This is a genomic window from Allobosea sp. (genome assembly GCF_048595345.1).
In the GTDB taxonomy this organism is placed as follows: Bacteria; Pseudomonadota; Alphaproteobacteria; order Rhizobiales; family Beijerinckiaceae; genus Allobosea.
In genome coordinates this window covers 1-17850 of the sequence record NZ_JBMDWH010000155.1, presented here as the reverse complement: position 1 = coordinate 17850, position 17850 = coordinate 1, and the positions used below count along the sequence as shown (strand labels likewise).

Sequence of the window (17850 nt, the reverse complement as noted above, 5' to 3'; positions counted from 1 at the left end):
TCGGCAAGGAAGGCCATGGGACTGATCTCCGGCAGGAGCGGCAAGGATTGCGCGCCGTCAGCGGCGCGCGGGTGGTTTATGACTCGGGGGCGATGATCGCAAGCGCAACTGCCTGATGTTTTTCACAACCGGCATGAATTCCCGGTCCCGTCAGGCATCGTCGCCGAAGCGGTGGGCGAGGTAGAGCCGCATGAAGAGCGGCATGTCATGGGCTTCGGTGTCGGCCATGCTGCGGATGACGATGATGTCGGAGAGCTCCTCCTCCTCCAGCGTCCGCATGCGCTCCAGCATGAGCGCCCGCGCCTCGGCCGCCGGCAGGTCGATCGTCACGGGCCGCATGAAGGCGATGCGACCTCGCTCGACCAGGGCCGTCCAGCCCTCGCCCACCGTCACCTCGCCCCGGTGCAGCCCGGTCTCCTCCTCCAGCTCACGGGTGACGCTGCCGGCGAGATCGACCGTGCCGTCGGCGCGCAGATCGGCGCGATCGGGCGTGCCGGCGGCGAAATAGACCTTGCCGGCATTGGCGGTGTGCTCGCCCATCTTGCCGCAGAGAAAGGCGCCGTCGCTCGCCTGCAGCGCGGCCATCGCGAAGCCGTTGCGGACGACCTGGCCGGGGAAGCCGTCATCGCGCCAAGCCATGAAGCTGGAATAGGACGTCTCGAAATACTGCGCCTCGAACACGCCGCCGCGCAGCGCCGCCCAGTGCTGGAGCAGAATGCGGCCATCGAACATGGCCGGCTTGCCGGCGCTGAGTTTCGCCCAATGGGCGGCGACGGCCTCTGCATTCTCGCGTGCATAAGGCCAATCATAGGGCGCGAAACTGGCCTCGACGGCCTCCAGCTGCAGGATGGCGCCATCGACGACCGGTGCGCTCACAGCAGCACGCCTTCGCTGACCAGCACGGCCGAGCCGCCGATCCGGGCCGAGGCGAGAACCCCGCCGCGCACGCTCATCTCCAGCGTGATCTGCGAGGGGCGGCCCATCTCGTAGCCCTGCTCGATGACGAAGCGGTGGTCGCCGTCGCCCGGCCGGTCATAGGCCATCACCACGCCGGCAAAGGCAGCCGACGCGCCGCCCGTCGCGGGATCCTCGCCGATGCCGGTGCCCGGCCAGAACATGCGGGCGTGATAGGCATGGCCGGGCTCGGCGGTTTCCCTGGTGTAGAGGAAAGCGCCGCCCTGTCCGATCGCCGCCTGCCATTCGGCCGCCTGCGGCTTGGCGCGCGCGACCGCCTCGCGGGTCGCGACGGGAACGAAGAGGAAGGGCACGCCGGCCGAGTAGAGGGCCGGCACATGGTGGTCGAAGCCGATGTCGCTCTCCGCGAGGCCGGTGGCCGCCGCCAGGGCGGCGATGGCCGGAGCCTCGCCGAGCCGTTCGGGCAGGCGCGGCAGGGTGAAGACGGCATGGCCGGCATGGCTGCCCTTCACCTCCACGGCGCAGGAGACCGGCCCGACTTTCTCCTCCAGCACCAGCATTTCGGGCAGGGAGCCGGCGGCATCGTCATGTAACGCGAGCCAGACGGCCGTGCCGACCGTGGGATGTCCGGCGAAGGGAAGCTCCCCGCCCGGCGTAAAGATGCGCAGACTGGCGCGATGCGCGGGGTTCTCCGGCGGCAGAATGAAGACGGTCTCGGAGAGATTGAACTCGCGGGCGATGGTCTGCATCGCCTCGGTGTCTAGCCCCCCGGCCTCCAGCACCACGGCGAGCGGATTGCCGGCATGGCGGCGTGTGGTGAAGACGTCGAGCGTGACGAAGCGGCGTTTCATCGGCAATCCTCAGGGAATCGTCAGGTCGATGGTCAGGGGGCAATGGTCGGAAGCCTTGGGCCGGTCCCAGCCGACGCGGGGATAGCGGTCGCCGGCGGTGGCGAGCCTGCCCATGGAGCGGTCGGGCTCGCGCGGGTCGAGCGGGACGCGATAGGGCAGACCGCGCCGGATCATGCCCATGGCGGGTGCCGGGTTGGCCGCGGCGAGCGCCGGCGACAGCAGGATGTGGTCGAGCGGCATATGGCTGTCGATCAGCCGCTGCTGCGCCTCCGACCAGTAGCGGCGGAAATGCGTCCAGCGCTCGTGGACCGGCAGGGCCTCGGCCGGATCGACGGCGAAATCTTCCAGCAGCGGCTCGATTCCGCTCGGCCCCTCGTCGACCGGGGCGGCCAGCGGCCCCAGCCCGTGGCGATAGCCGTTGAGATCGCCGAGGACGATCCAGTTCGCCTCCCGCCAGCCGGTGCCGAAACGCTGCTCGATCAGGAAACGCACCGCCCGCGCCTCGGCCCGCCGCACCGGCAGCGTGACCTGCCGGCCATCCTCGCGGCCATTGTTCATGGATTTGAAGTGGCAGCCGAACAGGGTCAGCCGGCGCCCGCCGAGATCCAGCGCGATCTCGAGGCAGTCGCGGGCGAAGACCTTGCCGGCGCGCGGAATCCCGAGCGCCGCGAGGTCGTCGTCATGGACGCCGGCTTCGGCGAAGCTCAGCTCCTTGTGCGAGACGGCGCGGACCTGACCAGGGCCGAACAGGTCGCGACGCCCGGCGAAGCCGATATCGATGCTGCGCCGGTCGTTGCCATCGATCAGGGTGAAATGGCCGTAGCGGTGATCGGCGATGCGGTGGACGTAGTTGGCGAAGAAGGCCTGCAGGCTGGCGAGCGAATCGACCTCCTGCAGCATCCACAGATCGGCTCCCGCCTCCGCGATGGCGAGCGCCGTCATCTGGCGCTTGTCGTCCTCCAGCGCCACCGCCAGCGAGCGCTCCACCGCGTCGCGCTCGTCGGCGCGCGGGAAGTGGAACAGCGACATCGCCGCCGCCGTCTCGCTGCGCCCGCTCTGCTCGAAGCGATGCCGGGTCAGCAAATTCTCGACATTGAAGGTGCCGATGCGGAGTTTCATCGGGCGGGGCCTCGCCGGAGGGGCGGCCGAACCGCTCCGTCATCCCGGACAAGCCGCGAAGCAGCGCCGCTCCGGGATCCATCGTCGAGCTCCGGAGCCCTCCGATGGATCCCGGGGCAAGCCCGGGACGACGCGGTGCTTCCGGGGAAAACCGCCACGCCTCAGATCGCCTCGGGCTCGAACACGCGCGAGGGCATCACGAACTCGTCCTGCGCGGCGACCGTGAGGATTTCGCGCGAGCCGGCTTCCTTGGTGCGCTTCAGCAGACCGTAGATCGAGGAGGCGGCCTTGCTCAGCGCCGCGGCGGCCGAGCGCTCGCGCAGATAATGGGTGAAGAACAGCGCCGCGATGGCGTCGCCCGCGCCGTTGACGCTGACATCGAGCTTGGGCGTGCGCACCCGCCAGCTGCCGCTTTCGTCGCTGGCCATCAGGTCGATCGCGTCCTCGGGCGTCTCCTCGGTGACGAGCGAGGTGACCAGCACCACCTTGGGGCCGGCATCGCGCAGCGCTTCGACGGCGCGGTGGGCATCGGCGATCGCGGTAATGCCGATATCGGTCAGCAATTCGAGCTCGAACTGGTTGGGCGTCACGATATCGGCCGCCGGCACCGCCTGCTCGCGCATGAATTCGGGGATCCCCGGGCGCACGAAGATCCCGCGCCCGACATCGCCGATCACCGGGTCGCAGCAATAGAGCGCCCTGGGATTGGCCGTGCGCACGCCGGCCACCGCCGAGAGGATCGCATGGCCGATATCGGCCGAGCCCATATAGCCCGAGATGACGCCATCGCAGTTCGCCAGCACGCCGCGCTCGGCGATGCCCTCCATCACCTCGTCGATCATGCCGCCGTCGAAGACGCGGCCCTTCCAGGCGCCGTAGCCGGTGTGGTTGGAGAACTGCACCGTATGGATCGGCCAGACCTCCACCCCCAGGCGCTGCATCGGGAACACGGCGGAGGCGTTGCCCACATGCCCATAGGCGACATGGGACTGGATCGAGAGGATATTCATAGGCTGACCGATGACGCTTCGGGCGGGAGGGAGAAAACTAGCCGCTCCCGCGCGTTGCGCCAATCGAAAGCGGTGATGAGGACGATCAACGCCCGGCGCCGGCCCTGCTGCGGATTTGCGTCGTGCCCCCGCGCCATGCGATGCGCTGGCGGATGACGCGCGCCTCCGCCATCGCGATCTATGTGGATGCCGATGCCTGCCCGGTGAAGGACGAGATCTATCGCGTCGCCGGCCGGCACGGGCTGCATGTCTTCGTCGTCGCCAACAGCTTCCTCAACGTGCCGCGCGAGCCCTGGATCGAGCGCGTGATCGTGCCGGGCAATTTCGACGCCGCCGATGACTGGATCGCCGAGCGGGTTGGCCGGGGCGCGATCGTGATCACGGCCGATATCCCGCTCGCCGACCGCTGCATCAAGGCCGGTGCCGAGGTCATCGGGCCGACCGGCAAGCCCTTCACCGAGGCCTCGATCGGCATGGCGCTGGCGACGCGCGACATGATGGAGGATCTGCGGGCGATGGGCGTGGCCGGCGGCGGACCAAAGCCGTTCTCGCCGAAGGACCGCTCGGCCTTCCTGCAGGCGCTGGATGTGGCGGTGCAAAGGCTGAAGCGGGCAGGGTTCGCCTCGTCCGGAGAAATTTAGGCTTTCGCCCAGCGCTTTACGGAGAAAGCATTTCTTCCTAAAGCTCGCCCGAGCCCGTCGCAGATCGGGCCTTGGGAGGAATGCTATGTCGCTGACCCGCCGTTCCACGCTCGGCCTCATGGCCGGCGCAGTCTTCGCGCCGTCGGCGGCGCGCGCGCAGAGCTTTCCGAGCAAGCCGGTGACGATCATCGTCCCTTATCCGGCGGGTGGGCCGACCGATGCGATCGCACGTTTCGTGGCGCAGGATCTGTCGGCCTCGCTGGGCCAGAACGTCATCGTCGACAACCGGGCCGGTGCGTCGGGCGCGGTCGGTACGCGCGCCGTCGCCCACGCGGTGGCAGACGGCTACACCATCGTCTTCGGCAACAACCAGACGCATGGCAACAACATGTTCCTGCTGAAGGAGCCGGGCTACGATGCGGTGAAGGATTTCGCGCCGCTGGCCGGCGTCGGCGCCTTCGAGCATGCCTTCGTCACGCGCAAGGATCTTCCCGCGAAGACCATTCAGGAGCTGATCGCACTCGCCAAGGCCGATCCGGGCAAGCTCAATTACGGCTCCACCGGGATCGGCTCCGGTTCGCATTTGGCGATGGAGCTGTTCATGCAGCGCACGGGCATCAAGATGACGCATGTGCCCTTCCGGGGTGCGGCGCCGCTGGTGCAGGAATTGATCGGCGGGCGTATCGACATTGCCAATTCGACGCTGCCGAGCGTGCTGGAGCAGATCAATGCCGGTGCTCTTCGCGGCATCGCCATCGCCAGCCCGGAGCGCAATCCGCAGGCCAGGGACCTGCCGACGCTGCGCGAACAGGGCGTCACCAATGCCGATGCCGATTCCTGGGCGGCCTTCTTCGCCCCGGCGAAAGTTCCGGAGCCGGTGCTCGACACGCTCTCCAAGGCGATCATCGCCTCGCTCAACAAGCCGGCGACGCGCGACGCCATCATCAAGCTCGGCTTCACCCTGAAGGTGCGTGATCCCGCGACCTTCCGCCCCTACCACCTCCAGGAAATCGCCACCTGGAAGCAGATCATCACGGATGCGGGTGTGAAGGCGGAGTAGTCCAGAGCACCGGGGCGGCCTGAGCCCTCATCCTGAGGAGCCGCGGCATGCGGCGTCTCGAAGGATGGTTCAGGAGGCTCCGGAGACGTCTCGATCTCCCTTCGACGGCCCTTCGGGCCTCCTCAGGACGAGGGCTGGCTGCGTCATTCCTGATCCGGCCGATGGGCTCGAAACCTTGACCGGCTCCATCCTGACAAGGGCGTGAGCAACGATTGGCGCCTCGCGCCGTTCTTCCTATCTGCCAAGGCAGCAGAGGGAGCGGGCGGGATGATCGGAAGTGGACGGATCGCGATGGCACTGGCGGCGGGGCTGAGCCTCGCGCTCTGGCAGGCGCCGGCTTGCGCGCAGAAGCGCTATCCATCGAGCGCAGGCGATCTTGCCGTCGAGACGGTGGCGAGCGGGCTGGAACATCCCTGGGGGATGACCTTCCTGCCGGACGGGCGGATGCTTGTCACGGAACGGCCGGGACGGCTGCGGCTCGTCGGGACGGATGGGACGCTGTCGCGGCCGATCACCGGCGTGCCGAATGTGATGGCGCGCGGGCAGGGCGGTTTGCTCGACGTAGCGCTCGATCCCGATTTTGCGCGCAGCCGCCTCGTCTACCTCTCCTTCGCCGAGCCCCGCCCGAACGGCAACGGCACCAGTGTGGCGCGCGGCCGGCTGAACGAGCAGGGCACGGCGCTCACCGACACCGCGGTGATCTTTCGGCAGATGCCGACGGTGAATTCCAACATGCATTTCGGCTCGCGGCTGGTCTTCGATCGTACGGGCGCGCTGTTCGTGACGCTCGGCGAGCGCTTCAGCCAGCGCGACCAGTCGCAGAACCCGGCGAACCATATCGGCAAGCTGGTCCGCATCCGTCCCGATGGCAGCGTGCCGTCCGACAACCCGAAAAAGCCGGGCTGGGCGGCGGAGATCTGGTCGATCGGTCATCGCAACGTGCAGGGCGCGGCGCTGCATCCGCAGACCGGGCAGATCTGGACGGCCGAGCATGGCGCGCGCGGCGGCGACGAGATCAACACACCGAAGGCGGGCCTGAATTACGGCTGGCCCGTGATCAGCTACGGCGTCGATTATTCAGGAGCGAAGATCGGCGAGGGCACGGCCAAGCCCGGCATGGAACAGCCGCTTTTCTACTGGGACCCGTCGATCGCGCCCTCGGGCGCGGCGTTCTACACCGGTCCGGTCTGGCCGGCTTGGACAAATTCCCTCTTCGTCGGCGCGCTCGCCGGCAGCCAGCTCGCGCGGCTGTCCACGGACGGCGAAAAGGTCACCGGCGAGGAGCGGCTCCTGACCGATATCGGTGCCCGCATCCGCGATGTGCGGCAGGGGCCGGACGGCTTCCTCTACCTGCTGACGGATGAGGATGACGGAAAGGTGCTGCGGGTGAAGCCGGCGGGCTGAACCCTCAAGGCCCGCAGTCCCACTCGCTCTCCAGCACGAAGACATTCTTCGTCGAGAGCTTGCCCTGCGCGTCGTAGAGATCGCCGACATAATAGGTCATGCCGGCATCGTCATGGTCCTCGCGCCTGACCTGCAGCGACCAGCCATAGGCGACACGCTTGTGGACGAAGGCGGGGTGGGTGTCGCCGATGGTGGCCGAGGCGAGGATCTGCGCCGAGGAATCACCCGGGCTGCAGGTCGGGCCGGCCAGAGCGGAGACGGTGCCGGCCATGAGCGCGGCGGCGACGAGCAAAGAGCGCATCGGCGGTCCTTCGGGTCTTCGGGATATCGGGCTTTTCGGAGAAGACGGGCGGCTCAGCCGAAGCGCAGCTTCATGGCGATGATGACCAGAACGAGGCCCAGCGTCAGCGTGTTGGCGATGACGACCGGCCAGGACAGGATCATGATGCCATAGGCGAGCCACAGCGCGATCCCGCAGGCGAAGAGCACCTGCGTCCAAAGCGAGATCGCGCGGGTGTCGCGCGTGCGGATGGTGCGCCAGGCCTGCGGCAGCCAGCACAGCGTGGTCAGCGTGGCGGCGGCGAAGCCGATGATGTCGACGAGGGCGGGAGACATGGTGCGAATCGCTGGCGGCGGGACGCTCCCGCATAGCGGCTTTCGTCATCCTGCGCGCCATTCTTGCGGCGTTAACCTCCGTTAACCACGCTCGCCTAGCCTGCCCGCCAATGTCCTCGAATCGGTGGAGACCCATGCGCGCCTTCCACATCGCATTTTCCGCGGCTGCCCTCGCGACCCTTCCGCTGTTGATGGGAGCCGGCCCCGCCGCCGCCCAGGGCAGCTTCCAGTCCTGCCTCGCCGGGCTTCGCGGCGATGCCGCTGCCGCCGGCGTCTCGACCAGCGTTTTCGACAGCGCCATGGCCGGCGTCGAGCCGGACATGAAGGTCATCGAGGCGATGAACAACCAGCCGGAGTTCAAGACGCCGATCTGGGATTATCTCGGCACGCTGGTCGACGACGAGAAGGTGGCGGAGGGGCGCGCCATGCTGCGCCAATACGCCTCAGTCTTCGCCGCCGCCGAGCAGCGCTTCGGCGTCGACCGCCACACCATTGCCGCCGTCTGGGGCGTGGAGAGCGATTTCGGCAAGGCGCGTGGCAAGATGCCGCTGGTGCAGGCGCTCTCGACCGGGGCGTGCCTCGCGCCGCGCCGCAATGCCTTCTTCAAGGGCGAGCTCATCGCGACGCTGAAGATCATCCAGCGCGGGGATGTGCGACCCGAGCGGCTCTTCGGCTCCTGGGCCGGCGCCTTCGGCCACACCCAGTTCATTCCCTCGACCTATCTGCGCCTCGCGGTGGACGGCGATGGCGACGGGCGTCGCGATCTGGTCGATTCCATCCCCGACGCGCTGCACTCCACCGCCAATTTCATGGACAAGGCCGGATGGGTCACCGGCGCGACCTGGGGCTACGAGGTGCGCGTGCCGGATGGCTATCGCGGGCCGACCGGCCGCAACCCGAAGAAGCCGCTTTCCCATTGGGCGGCGCAGGGGATCGTTAAATATGATGGCTCGCGGCTGGACGGCACCGGCAATGCCGGGCTGCTGATGCCGGCGGGCCGCGAGGGACCGGCCTTCCTCGTCTTCAAGAACTACGACGCCGCCTACAGCTACAATGGCGCGGATTCCTATGCGCTCGCCATCTCGCTGCTCTCAGACCGGCTGCGCGGCAAGCCCGGCGTGCAGGGGCGGTGGCCGACCGACGACCTGCCGCTCTCGCGCGAGCAGCGGCGCGAATTGCAGCGCCTCCTGATCGCGCGCGGCTACAATGTCGGCGAGCCGGACGGTGCCGTGGGCTCGCTCACGCGCGCGGCGATCAAGGATGTCGAGGCCAAGATCGGGATGTCCCCGACGGGGCGGCCGGGCGAGAAGGTGCTGCGCGCGCTGAAGGCCGGGCGGGTTTGAATTCCGCCGAGCCCTCATCCTGAGAAGCCGCTTCAGCGGCGTTTCGAAGGATGCTCGAGTGGAACGCTCCTGCACTTGCTGGAGCATCCTTCGAGACGCAGCCTTGGGCTGCTCCTCAGAATGAGGGCTCACCCGATTCGGGAGAAAGCGACCGTCATGACCCGCAGTCTCATTTCCACCGGTTCGCCCTTCGAGCGCGCTTTCGGCTATTCGCGCGCCGTGATCGACGGCGATCTGGTCTTCGTTTCGGGCACCACCGGATACGACTACGCCACGATGACCATGCCGGAGGATGCGGCCGAGCAAGCGCGCAACATCTTCAGGACGATCGAAGGCGTGCTGGCGGAGGCCGGATCATCCCTCGCGCAGGTGGTGCGCGCCCAGTATTTCGTCACCGACCGGAGCTTCTGCGAGCCGGTGCTCGGCGTCTGCGGCGAGGTCTTCAGGGAGATCCGCCCGGCGGCGGGCATCTATGTGATCGCCGGGCTGCTGAAGCCCGAGATGAAGGTCGAGATCGAGGTGACGGCGCGGCTCGCCCGCTGACGGGGCGGCACGGACTCCCGCAGGCATCATGTTGCTGGTATATCTCTTGCGTCGGACCTGCTCGCGCGGGCGATGGTCCGCAACAGGGGAGAGGGATCATGACCGCCAGCCGTCGCAACGTGCTCAAGGGTGCAGGAGCGCTCGCAGCCACCGCTTTTATGCCGAATTCCAGTTTTTCTCAGGGAAGTGCTGCGACGCTCCGCTTCATTCCATCGACGCCGCTGCCTTCGCTCGATCCGATCACCCTAACGAGCTATGTCATCCGCAATCACGGCTACCTGATATATGATACGCTTTTCGCCACCGATGCTCAGTTCGGCATCAAACCGCAGATGGTGGAAAGCTGGGAGACATCCGGCGACGGTTTGAGCTGGAGCTTCGCGCTGCGCGACGGGCTCTCCTTCCATGACGGGCAGCCGGTGACGTCCAAGGACTGCATCGCCTCGATCGCTCGCTGGTCGAAGCGCGACGCCTTCGGCCAGACCTTTGCCATCTTCGTCGAGGCCTATGAGCCGATCGACCAGCGCAGCTTCCGCATCAAGCTGAAGAAGCCCTTCCCGATGCTGCCGGCCGCGCTCGGCAAGCTCTCCTCCAACGTGCCCTTCATCATGCCCGAGCGCATCGCGATGACGGATGCGATGAAGCCGATCACCGAGGCCATCGGCTCCGGCCCGTGGCGTTTCGCCGACAAGCAGTGGATTCCGGGCCAGAACGCGGTCTATGAGCGCTTCGCCGCCTACAGGCCGCGCGAGGAGGCGCCGTCCTGGGCCGCTGGCGGCAAGGTCGCCAAGATCGACCGCATCGAGTGGCTGGCGCTCACCGAGCCTGGCGCGGCCGTCGGTGCGCTGACCAAGGGCGAGGTGGATTGGTACGAGCAGCCGCCGGTCGACCTGCTCCCGGTGCTGAAGCAGAGCAAGGATGTGGTGATCCAGAACGTGCCGCTGGGGCTGTTCCTGGTGATGCGCTTCAACCATCTGCAGCCGCCCTTCAACAATCCGGGCGTGCGGCGGGCTGTGATGGCCGCGATCAAGCAGACCGACTACATGGACGCCGTCGTCGGCGACAAGGCCTATTACCAGGAGGCGAAGACCTTCTTCACCCCCGGCTCGCCGATGTCGACCGGGGCCGGCGGCAAGGAGGCGCTGCCTGCCGATCTCGACAAGGCCAGGGCCATGCTCAAGGAGGCGGGCTACAAGGGCGAGAAGGTCGTGCTGCTGGCCCCGTCCGACCAGCCCATCGCCTATCAGCAATGCATGGTGACCGAGGATCTGCTGAAGAAGCTCGGCTTCAATGTCGAGCTCGTCGCGACGGACTGGGCGAGCTTCATCGGCCGCCGCGCCAATCGCGGCCTCCCCGATCAGGGCGGATGGTCGCTCTTTCACACGCTCTGGTCCTGCGCCGACACGCTGAACCCGGCGCTGCATCCGCTGATGCGCGCCAATGGCGGTTCGGCCTTCTTCGGCTGGCCCGAGGACGCCACGATGGAAGGGCTGCGCGACCAGTGGATCGCGACCCCGGAGGAGGCCAAGCAGAAGGAGATCGCCGCGCAGATCGAGCGTCGCGGCTTCGAGGTGGTGCCCTATGCGCCCTGCGGCCTCGTGCAGCAGCCCATGGCCTATCGCACCAGCCTCAAAGGCATGGTGCTCGCCCCGGTGCAGTTCTTCTGGAACATGGAGAAGACGGGCTGATCGCCGCCGGAGAGGGCTCCTGAAACACGGGTCATCCCGGGCTTGCCCCGGGATTCATCGAGGGGCGCCTCAGCCCTCCGATGGATCCCGGAGCGCCACGGCCGATGGCGCTTGCTCCGGGATGATGGCGGGGGCCTTGCGGCCTCGGATATCGATAAGCCGCCGCCGCTCAGCCGAGCGGCTTGAGGTAGACGTAGCCCTGCTGGACCAGAGAGGTCGCTTCGGCGATGCCGGCCGGGACAATGTCCTCGGCGGTGACGCCGTAAAGCTCCGCAGGGTCGAGATCGCGGCCCATGATGGTGTTGCGGCAGATCAGGAACCGAACCCCGTCGCGCTTCAGCGCGTCGATGCGGACGGCGAGGTCGCTGTCGCTCTTCGCCAGTTCGAGCAGCTCGACGCCATCGCCCTGCAGCACGACGCGCAGATCGAGGCGGCCGACACCGACCGCCTGGAGATGATTGCGGGCGATCTGCAGCAGGTTGCGATAGCGGCCATGACCGATCAGGCCGCTGCCTTCGGTGACGTGATAGACCGCTTTCTGCTGCGCATAGGGCGCAAAGCGCATGGCCTTCACCGTCTCGGGCGTGTGGGGCCGGGTGCTGCCATTGGCGTAGCGCCAGCCGAAGAGCGCGGTGGCGGCGAGGATCGGCAGCGTCCAGATCAGTCGGGTCTTGCGTGTCGTCATGGGGCGGGTTCGTCGCGTTTCGGCACGGGGCCGCGCCATGCGCCCCTTCCGTAGCGGCAGGTTTCAAGCCGCGTGCCGATGCGCGGGGCGTTGCGCCGCCGTGACGGCAGGGCATTTGCCTTTGCCGGCCGATGCTCTAATCAGCCGCGCGAGGACACGGTTCTTCCAGACGAGGCATGACGACCATGGCGACCCACAAGCTCCTGCTGCTCCCCGGCGACGGCATCGGCCCCGAGGTGATGGGCCAGGTCGAGCAGATCGTCTCCTGGTTCGGCAGACAGGGTCTCGGCTCCTTCGAGATCGAGAAGGGTCTCGTCGGCGGCGCAGCCTATGACGCGCACAAGGCCGCGATCTCCGAAGGCGACATGAAGCTGGCCCAGGAGGCCGACGCCGTGCTGTTCGGCGCGGTCGGCGGGCCGAAATGGGCGGATGTGCCCTATCAGCACCGGCCGGAAGCCGGTCTGCTGCGCCTGCGCAAGGATCTCGGCCTGTTCGCCAATCTGCGTCCGGCGATCTGCTATCCGGCGCTGGCCTCGGCTTCGTCGCTGAAGCCCGAGGTGGTCGAAGGCCTCGACATCCTGATCGTGCGCGAGCTCACCGGCGGCGTCTATTTCGGCGAGCCCAAGGAGATCGTGACGCTGGAGGACGGCTCCAAGCGCGGTGTCGACACGCAGCTCTACACCACGCCCGAGATCGAGCGGATCACCCGCGTCGCCTTCGAGCTGGCGCGCACGCGCCGCAACAAGGTCTCCTCGGCCGAGAAGCACAACGTCATGAAGACCGGCGTGTTGTGGAAGCAGACGGTGACCGCGCTGCATGCCGCCGAATATGCCGATGTCGAGCTCGAGCATGTGCTGGCCGACAACTGCGCGATGCAGCTGGTGCGCTGGCCCAAGCAATACGACGTCATCGTCACCGACAACCTGTTCGGCGACATCCTCTCGGACGTGGCGGCGATGCTGACCGGCTCGCTCGGCATGCTGCCCTCCGCCTCGCTTGGCGCCGAGGACCCGGCCACCGGCAAGCGCAAGGCGCTCTACGAGCCCGTCCACGGTTCGGCGCCCGACATTGCCGGCAAGGGCCTCGCCAACCCGATCGCGATGATCGGCTCGTTCGCCATGGCGCTGCGCTAGTCCTTCGGCAACGGCGAAGCGGCCGACAGGCTGGAGGGCGCGATCGCCGATGTGCTGGGTTCGGGCACCCGCACCAAGGACATCGCGGCGCCGGGCGCCAACGCCGTCTCGACCACCGAGATGGGCCAGGCGATCGTGAAGGCGCTCGAAGCGCGGGGTTGAGTTCGAGGCAATTGGCAATAGGCAGTCGGATAAGTCCGATTGCCGACTGCCTCCTCTCCTCTCCCCCTCGTGAATTGCCGCGTCTGCGCTTTCGTGGCCTAACGGGCCCGACGAAACGGAGGCGAGTCCGTCATGCTGATCAAGCGCCGTGCCGGCTGGGAAATGCCGGAAAGCGAAGCCACGCCCGAAAGCGTGTTCCTCAATCGCCGCCAGCTGATGGCCGGCGGGGCGGGGGTGCTCGCCGCCTCGGCCTTTGCTGGGGAGGCGTGGGCGCAGGCGGCCGATCCGACGCTCGATCTCTATCCGGCCAAGCGCAACGACGCCTATAAGCTCGACGTGCCGCTGACCAAGGCGGAGGACGCAGCCAACTACAACAACTTCTACGAATTCGGCATGACCAAGGACATTGCCGACGCTTCGCAGAAGCTGCCCGTGCGGCCCTGGTCGATCCAGGTCGACGGGCTGGTGGAGAAGCCCTTCGAGATCGGCTTCGACGATCTGGTCCGCAAGCTGCCGCTGGAAGAGCGGCTCTATCGCTTCCGCTGCGTCGAGGCCTGGGCGATGGCGGTGCCGTGGACCGGCATTCCGCTCGCCGCCTTCGTGGCGATGGCCAAGCCGCTCTCGGGCGCGAAATATATCCGCTTCGAGACCTTCATGAACCCTCGAGTCGCGGTGGGGCAAAACCAGCGCTGGTATCCCTGGCCCTATACAGAGGGGCTGACGATCGCCGAGGCAACGAACGAGCTGCCGCTGCTGGTCACCGGCATCTACGGCAAGCCGCTGCCGACGCAGCACGGCGCGCCGATCCGGCTGATCACGCCGTGGAAATACGGGTTCAAATCGGTCAAGTCGATCCGCAAGATCAGCTTCGTGGCGGAGCGGCCCAAGACCTTCTGGGAGGGGCTGCAGGCCTCCGAATACGGCTTCTGGGCCAATGTGAACCCGGCCGTGCCGCATCCCCGCTGGAGCCAGGCGAGCGAGCAGGTGCTGGGGTCTCGCGAGCGTCGGCCGACGCTGATCTACAACGGCTACGAGCAGCAGGTCGCGGGCCTCTACAAGGGGCTGGAGGGCGAGAAGCTCTTCATGTGAGCTGCTGACGGCGCTCGTCGTGCCCGGGCTTGACCCGGGCATCTCCTGTCGCAGATCCTCGGGTCTACGCTTCGCTTCGCCCTAGAATGACGCCGTGAGCCAGCATTTCCACCTCTTCCAGACCGCCATCGGCCTGTGCGCGCTGGTCTGGGAGGGCGAGCGCTTCATCGGTGCTCAGCTTCCCGAGGCGGACGAGGCGGCAGCCCGGCTGCGGCTGGCGCGGCGCTTTCCGCAGGCGCAGGAGGCAGCGGCCGAGGGTTTCGTTGGGGAGGCCGTCGCGGGCATCAGGGCGCTGCTCGATGGCGAAAAGCGCGATCTGTCGAAGCTGCCGCTCACCCTCGACCAAGTCTCCCCTTTCCACCGCAAGGTCTACGAGATCGCGCTCGCCATCCCGCCCGGCGAGACGCTGACCTATGGCGAAGTGGCTCGTCGTCTCGGCGAGCCGGGCGCGGCACGGGCGGTCGGCGTCGCGCTGGGCCAGAACCCGTGGCCGATCATCGTGCCCTGCCACCGCGTGCTGGCGGCGGGCGGGCGGACGGGTGGCTTTTCCGCCGATGGCGGCGTCTCGACCAAGCTGCGGATCCTGACCATCGACAAGGCCCGCACCGACACCGAGCCCGGCCTGTTCGAGGCTCTGCCTCTGGTGGCGCGGCCGGCCGCGCGCTGAACCGCCTCGTTGAATCGTTGCAATGCGGCCCTTGCGGGCGTGCGCTTGCGCCGGGCGTCGGCGCGGCTAGTGTCGCCAGCCTCAACTTCGTTTCGAGGGTAACATGGCCAAACTGAAGCTCGCCATCGTCGTCGGCAGCAACCGCCGCGAGTCGCTCAACCTCAAGCTGGCGAAAGCGCTCGCCAAGCTGGGCGAGGGTGCCTTCGAGCCCTCCTTCGTCCAGATCGACGATCTGCCGATGTTCAACCAGGATCTGGAGCCCAATCGACCCGAGCCGACGCTGCGCCTGAAGCGCGAGATCGAAGCGGCCGACGCGATCCTGATCGTGACGCCGGAATATAACCGCGCGATCCCGGCCGTGCTCAAGAACGCCATCGACTGGGCCTCGCGCCCCTATGGCAAGAGCTCCTGGGCCGGCAAGACCGTCGCTGTCACGGGCACCACGGCCGGCGCGACCGGCACCGCCGCGGCCCAGCAGGAGCTGCGCATGATCATGACCAATCTCGCAGGCGTGGTCGTGGGCGGTCAGGTCTTCATCACCTACAAGGACGGGATGTTCGACGCCGAGCACAACGTCACCGACGAGACGACCCGCGGCTTCCTGCAGGGATTCGTCGACAATCTCGCGCGGATCGCCGGCAAGCTCGCCGCCTGATCGCCAGGCTTCCCATCAACTGTAAGGCACCGCTCGGAAGGGCGGTGCCTTTCTCTTTGAGGCCATGTGCGAGGCGGGCCCCAGCAAAAAAAAGCCGGCGTCCCTCGCGGGAGCCGGCTTTGAAAGTTTGAAACATCTGGCTCAACCGCCAAACATCTCAGAGGGGAACGGCTGAAACGAACTCAACGCCGGGAGGAGATAGCGGAGCCCGTTCCGAACAACCGTGGCTTCAATATTGGGCATGGCCTGCCGTTTTGCAATGCAACATATCTTGGGGCAGTCATGCGTCAATCGCATGCCTCAAGCCCATATGGGACTAATTTGTGCCTAAACGATTGATAAATATGCGTTCAGTGCAGATTGGGCAGATGTGATCGGGTTTGCCCGGCGCGTCTTGTGGCAGGCTTGCCCATGCGATGTGCGTTCGGAGGGCAGATTGCGACGCGAGAGCATCGCGACCGCCTCCGTGACGATGCGCGATGGCCTGGGACGTCCCAAAGCCGCGACCGCCGGCGAGGCCTCGTCCTGGTGGGAAGCCCGGGACGATGCGCGGCAGCCAACGGCGCTTCAGGCGCCGCAAGGGGCCAAGAAGGCCCGGGGCGGACCACCGGGCAGGCTCACAACCGCCCGAGGCCCGGCAGCCGGCTCAATAGGTCCAGCGCTGGGCCTTCTGGATCAGGAAATCGCGGAAGACCTGAACGCGGGCGACCGACTTCATCTCTTCCGGATAGACCAGATAGCTCTCGAGCTGCGGCATCTCGGTTTCGCGCATCAGCTGCACCAGCGGTGAGCCGGCCTCGATCAGGTAATCCGGCAGCACGGCGATGCCGGCGCCCGAATCGACCGCCCGCTTCATCGCCGTGATGTTGTTGACGATGAGGTGGATCGGGCGGGGGCTGCGCGGATCGCGGCCGATCGATCCCAGCCAGTGGACCGCCATCAGATAGGATGGCGAGGTGCCGCCGAAGGAGAGGATCCGGTGGTTGTCGAGATCCTCATGGGTCTTCGGCTCGCCGAAACGCTTCACATAGGCCGGCGCGGCGTAGACGTGGAAATGCACCGTGAAGAGCTTGCGCTGGATCAGGTCCGGCTGCTGCGGCTGGCGCAGCCGGATTGCGATGTCGGCCTCGCGCATCGAGAGGTCGAGTTCCTCGTCCGTCAGGATCAGCTCGACGCGGATATCCGGGTAGAGATCCATGAATTCGGCCAGGCGCGGCGTTAGCCAGTGCCCGCCGAGGCCGCGTGTCGCCGTGACCTTGAGCTCTCCCGACGGATGCTCGCGCGTCTCCGACAACTGCGAGCGCGTGCGCTCCAGCCGCTGCGTCATCTCGCGGGCGGCGCGCCAGAGCAATTCGCCCTGCTCGGTCAGGATCAGGCCGCGCGTGTGGCGGTGAAACAGCGGCGCGCGCAACTCCCGCTCCAGCGCGCCGATCTGGCGGCTCACGGCCGACTGGCTGAGGCCGAGCACGTCACCGGCTTTGGTGAAGCTGCCCGACTCGGCGACGGTATAAAAAATCCGAATGCGGTCCCAATCCACCGCTTGTCCCCCGTTATGCGTTTTGTGCATGTTGGGGGATAAAGTCGTTGTGCGTCAATGTCTGTGAGACAGAGATTGTTCTTTTTGGGACTGAATCTGGTGAGGTAATCCATCAAATTCTGTGATGAACTTGCCGCGTCCTGTGCTCCGGCGAGCCGGCTCGCCGAAAGCGCGGCTATTCGGCCGCCTCGCGCTGGTCGAGCGCTGTCGCCAACAGCCAGCGCTCTGCATCGAGCGCGGCCATGCAGCCCATGCCCGCGGCGGTGACGGCCTGCCGGTAATGCTCGTCGGTGACGTCGCCGGCCGCGAAGACGCCCGGGATATTGGTGTTGGTGGTGCCGGGCTCGACCTCGAGGTAGCCGGTTTCACGCATCGTCAGCTGGCCGGCGAAAAGCTCGGTCGCCGGCTTGTGGCCGATCGCGACGAAGACGCCATCCGCCTTCAGCTCGCTCTCGGCGCCGCTCTTGAGATTGCGCAGGCGCAGATGCGTGACGTTCGGCGGCTGGGTCGTGCCGCAAATCTCGGCAATCTCGCTGTCCCAGACGAGTTCGATCTTGGGATGCTTGAACAGCCGCTCCTGCATCACGCGCTCGGCACGCAGCGAATCGCGGCGGTGGACCAGCGTCACCTTGCTGGCGAGGTTGGCGAGATAGAGCGCCTCCTCGACCGCGGTGTTGCCGCCGCCGACGACCACGACCTCCTTGTTGCGGAAGAAGAAGCCGTCGCAGGTGGC

18 protein-coding genes and 1 pseudogene are annotated in these 17850 nt (G+C 67.1%); 10 read left to right on the top strand and 9 right to left on the bottom strand.

The features are described from left to right. Positions 1-150: 150 nt before the first annotated feature. The 4 genes from ACOJTB_RS14450 to pdxY all read right to left on the bottom strand — a co-directional run bounded on the left by ACOJTB_RS14450 (position 151) and on the right by pdxY (position 3895). Positions 151-876, bottom strand: coding sequence for an NUDIX hydrolase (locus tag ACOJTB_RS14450; protein WP_420103222.1), 726 nt, complete (start codon positions 874-876; stop codon positions 151-153). Next, positions 873-1766: a PhzF family phenazine biosynthesis protein gene (locus ACOJTB_RS14445; protein ID WP_420103221.1), complete on the bottom strand. Its 894-nt coding sequence runs from the start codon at positions 1764-1766 to the stop codon at positions 873-875. The genes ACOJTB_RS14450 and ACOJTB_RS14445 overlap by 4 nt, the downstream gene beginning before the upstream one ends. Before the next feature lie 9 nt (positions 1767-1775). Next, the gene (locus ACOJTB_RS14440; RefSeq protein ID WP_420103220.1) at positions 1776-2885 is read right to left on the bottom strand and encodes an endonuclease/exonuclease/phosphatase family protein; all 1110 of its coding nucleotides are present in this window, start codon (positions 2883-2885) and stop codon (positions 1776-1778) included. A gap of 161 nt (positions 2886-3046) precedes the next feature. Continuing rightward, entirely contained in the window at positions 3047-3895 is an 849-nt protein-coding gene (pdxY, locus tag ACOJTB_RS14435; protein ID WP_420103219.1) for a pyridoxal kinase PdxY, read from the bottom strand. Between the two features lie 152 nt (positions 3896-4047). Between pdxY and ACOJTB_RS14430 the strand changes: the two genes are divergently transcribed. The 3 genes from ACOJTB_RS14430 (at position 4048) to ACOJTB_RS14420 (ending at position 7000) form a co-directional block, all read left to right on the top strand. Then, on the top strand, positions 4048-4536 hold the full coding sequence (locus tag ACOJTB_RS14430) for a YaiI/YqxD family protein (protein ID WP_420103224.1): 489 nt from the start codon (positions 4048-4050) through the stop codon (positions 4534-4536). A gap of 85 nt (positions 4537-4621) precedes the next feature. Next, complete coding sequence (locus ACOJTB_RS14425) at positions 4622-5596, top strand: Bug family tripartite tricarboxylate transporter substrate binding protein (RefSeq protein ID WP_420103218.1); 975 nt, start codon at positions 4622-4624, stop codon at positions 5594-5596. Between the two features lie 267 nt (positions 5597-5863). Then, entirely contained in the window at positions 5864-7000 is a 1137-nt protein-coding gene (locus ACOJTB_RS14420) for a PQQ-dependent sugar dehydrogenase (RefSeq protein ID WP_420103223.1), read from the top strand. 4 nt (positions 7001-7004) lie between these two features. Here the strand turns inward: ACOJTB_RS14420 and ACOJTB_RS14415 are convergent, their stop codons facing one another. Continuing rightward, positions 7005-7301, bottom strand: coding sequence for a hypothetical protein (locus tag ACOJTB_RS14415; protein ID WP_420103217.1), 297 nt, complete (start codon positions 7299-7301; stop codon positions 7005-7007). A gap of 53 nt (positions 7302-7354) precedes the next feature. Then, positions 7355-7615 (bottom strand): SemiSWEET transporter, encoded by a 261-nt coding sequence (locus tag ACOJTB_RS14410; protein WP_420103216.1) that lies wholly within the window; start codon positions 7613-7615, stop codon positions 7355-7357. Between the two features lie 134 nt (positions 7616-7749). On the opposite strand from ACOJTB_RS14410, the gene ACOJTB_RS14405 reads away from it, so the two are divergent. The 3 genes from ACOJTB_RS14405 to ACOJTB_RS14395 all read left to right on the top strand — a co-directional run bounded on the left by ACOJTB_RS14405 (position 7750) and on the right by ACOJTB_RS14395 (position 11189). Next, complete coding sequence (locus tag ACOJTB_RS14405) at positions 7750-8958, top strand: lytic murein transglycosylase (protein ID WP_420103215.1); 1209 nt, start codon at positions 7750-7752, stop codon at positions 8956-8958. 156 nt (positions 8959-9114) lie between these two features. Continuing rightward, entirely contained in the window at positions 9115-9501 is a 387-nt protein-coding gene (locus ACOJTB_RS14400) for a RidA family protein (protein WP_420103214.1), read from the top strand. 98 nt (positions 9502-9599) lie between these two features. Continuing rightward, positions 9600-11189, top strand: a complete 1590-nt coding sequence (locus ACOJTB_RS14395; RefSeq protein ID WP_420103213.1) for an ABC transporter substrate-binding protein — start codon at positions 9600-9602, stop codon at positions 11187-11189. Positions 11190-11358: 169 nt separating this feature from the next. Here ACOJTB_RS14395 and ACOJTB_RS14390 read toward each other — a convergent pair whose 3' ends face one another. Beyond that, a complete protein-coding gene (locus ACOJTB_RS14390; protein WP_420103212.1) occupies positions 11359-11874 on the bottom strand; it encodes a DsrE family protein in 516 nt (171 codons plus the stop codon). 185 nt (positions 11875-12059) lie between these two features. On the opposite strand from ACOJTB_RS14390, the pseudogene leuB reads away from it, so the two are divergent. The 4 genes and pseudogenes from leuB to ACOJTB_RS14370 all read left to right on the top strand — a co-directional run bounded on the left by leuB (position 12060) and on the right by ACOJTB_RS14370 (position 15580). Beyond that, a pseudogene (gene leuB / locus ACOJTB_RS14385) lies at positions 12060-13169 on the top strand (3-isopropylmalate dehydrogenase). Positions 13170-13301: 132 nt separating this feature from the next. After that, a complete protein-coding gene (msrP, locus tag ACOJTB_RS14380; RefSeq protein WP_420103211.1) occupies positions 13302-14258 on the top strand; it encodes a protein-methionine-sulfoxide reductase catalytic subunit MsrP in 957 nt (318 codons plus the stop codon). A 94-nt stretch (positions 14259-14352) separates the two neighbouring features. Continuing rightward, a complete protein-coding gene (locus tag ACOJTB_RS14375; RefSeq protein WP_420103210.1) occupies positions 14353-14925 on the top strand; it encodes a methylated-DNA--[protein]-cysteine S-methyltransferase in 573 nt (190 codons plus the stop codon). A 103-nt stretch (positions 14926-15028) separates the two neighbouring features. Next, on the top strand, positions 15029-15580 hold the full coding sequence (locus tag ACOJTB_RS14370; protein WP_420103209.1) for an NADPH-dependent FMN reductase: 552 nt from the start codon (positions 15029-15031) through the stop codon (positions 15578-15580). A 646-nt stretch (positions 15581-16226) separates the two neighbouring features. On the opposite strand, the gene ACOJTB_RS14365 is transcribed toward ACOJTB_RS14370, so the two are convergent. Further along, positions 16227-17117 (bottom strand): LysR family transcriptional regulator, encoded by an 891-nt coding sequence (locus tag ACOJTB_RS14365; RefSeq protein WP_420103208.1) that lies wholly within the window; start codon positions 17115-17117, stop codon positions 16227-16229. 175 nt (positions 17118-17292) lie between these two features. Next, positions 17293-17850 (bottom strand): NAD(P)/FAD-dependent oxidoreductase (locus ACOJTB_RS14360; protein WP_420103207.1); only part of this gene is annotated, 558 nt, incomplete at its 5' end.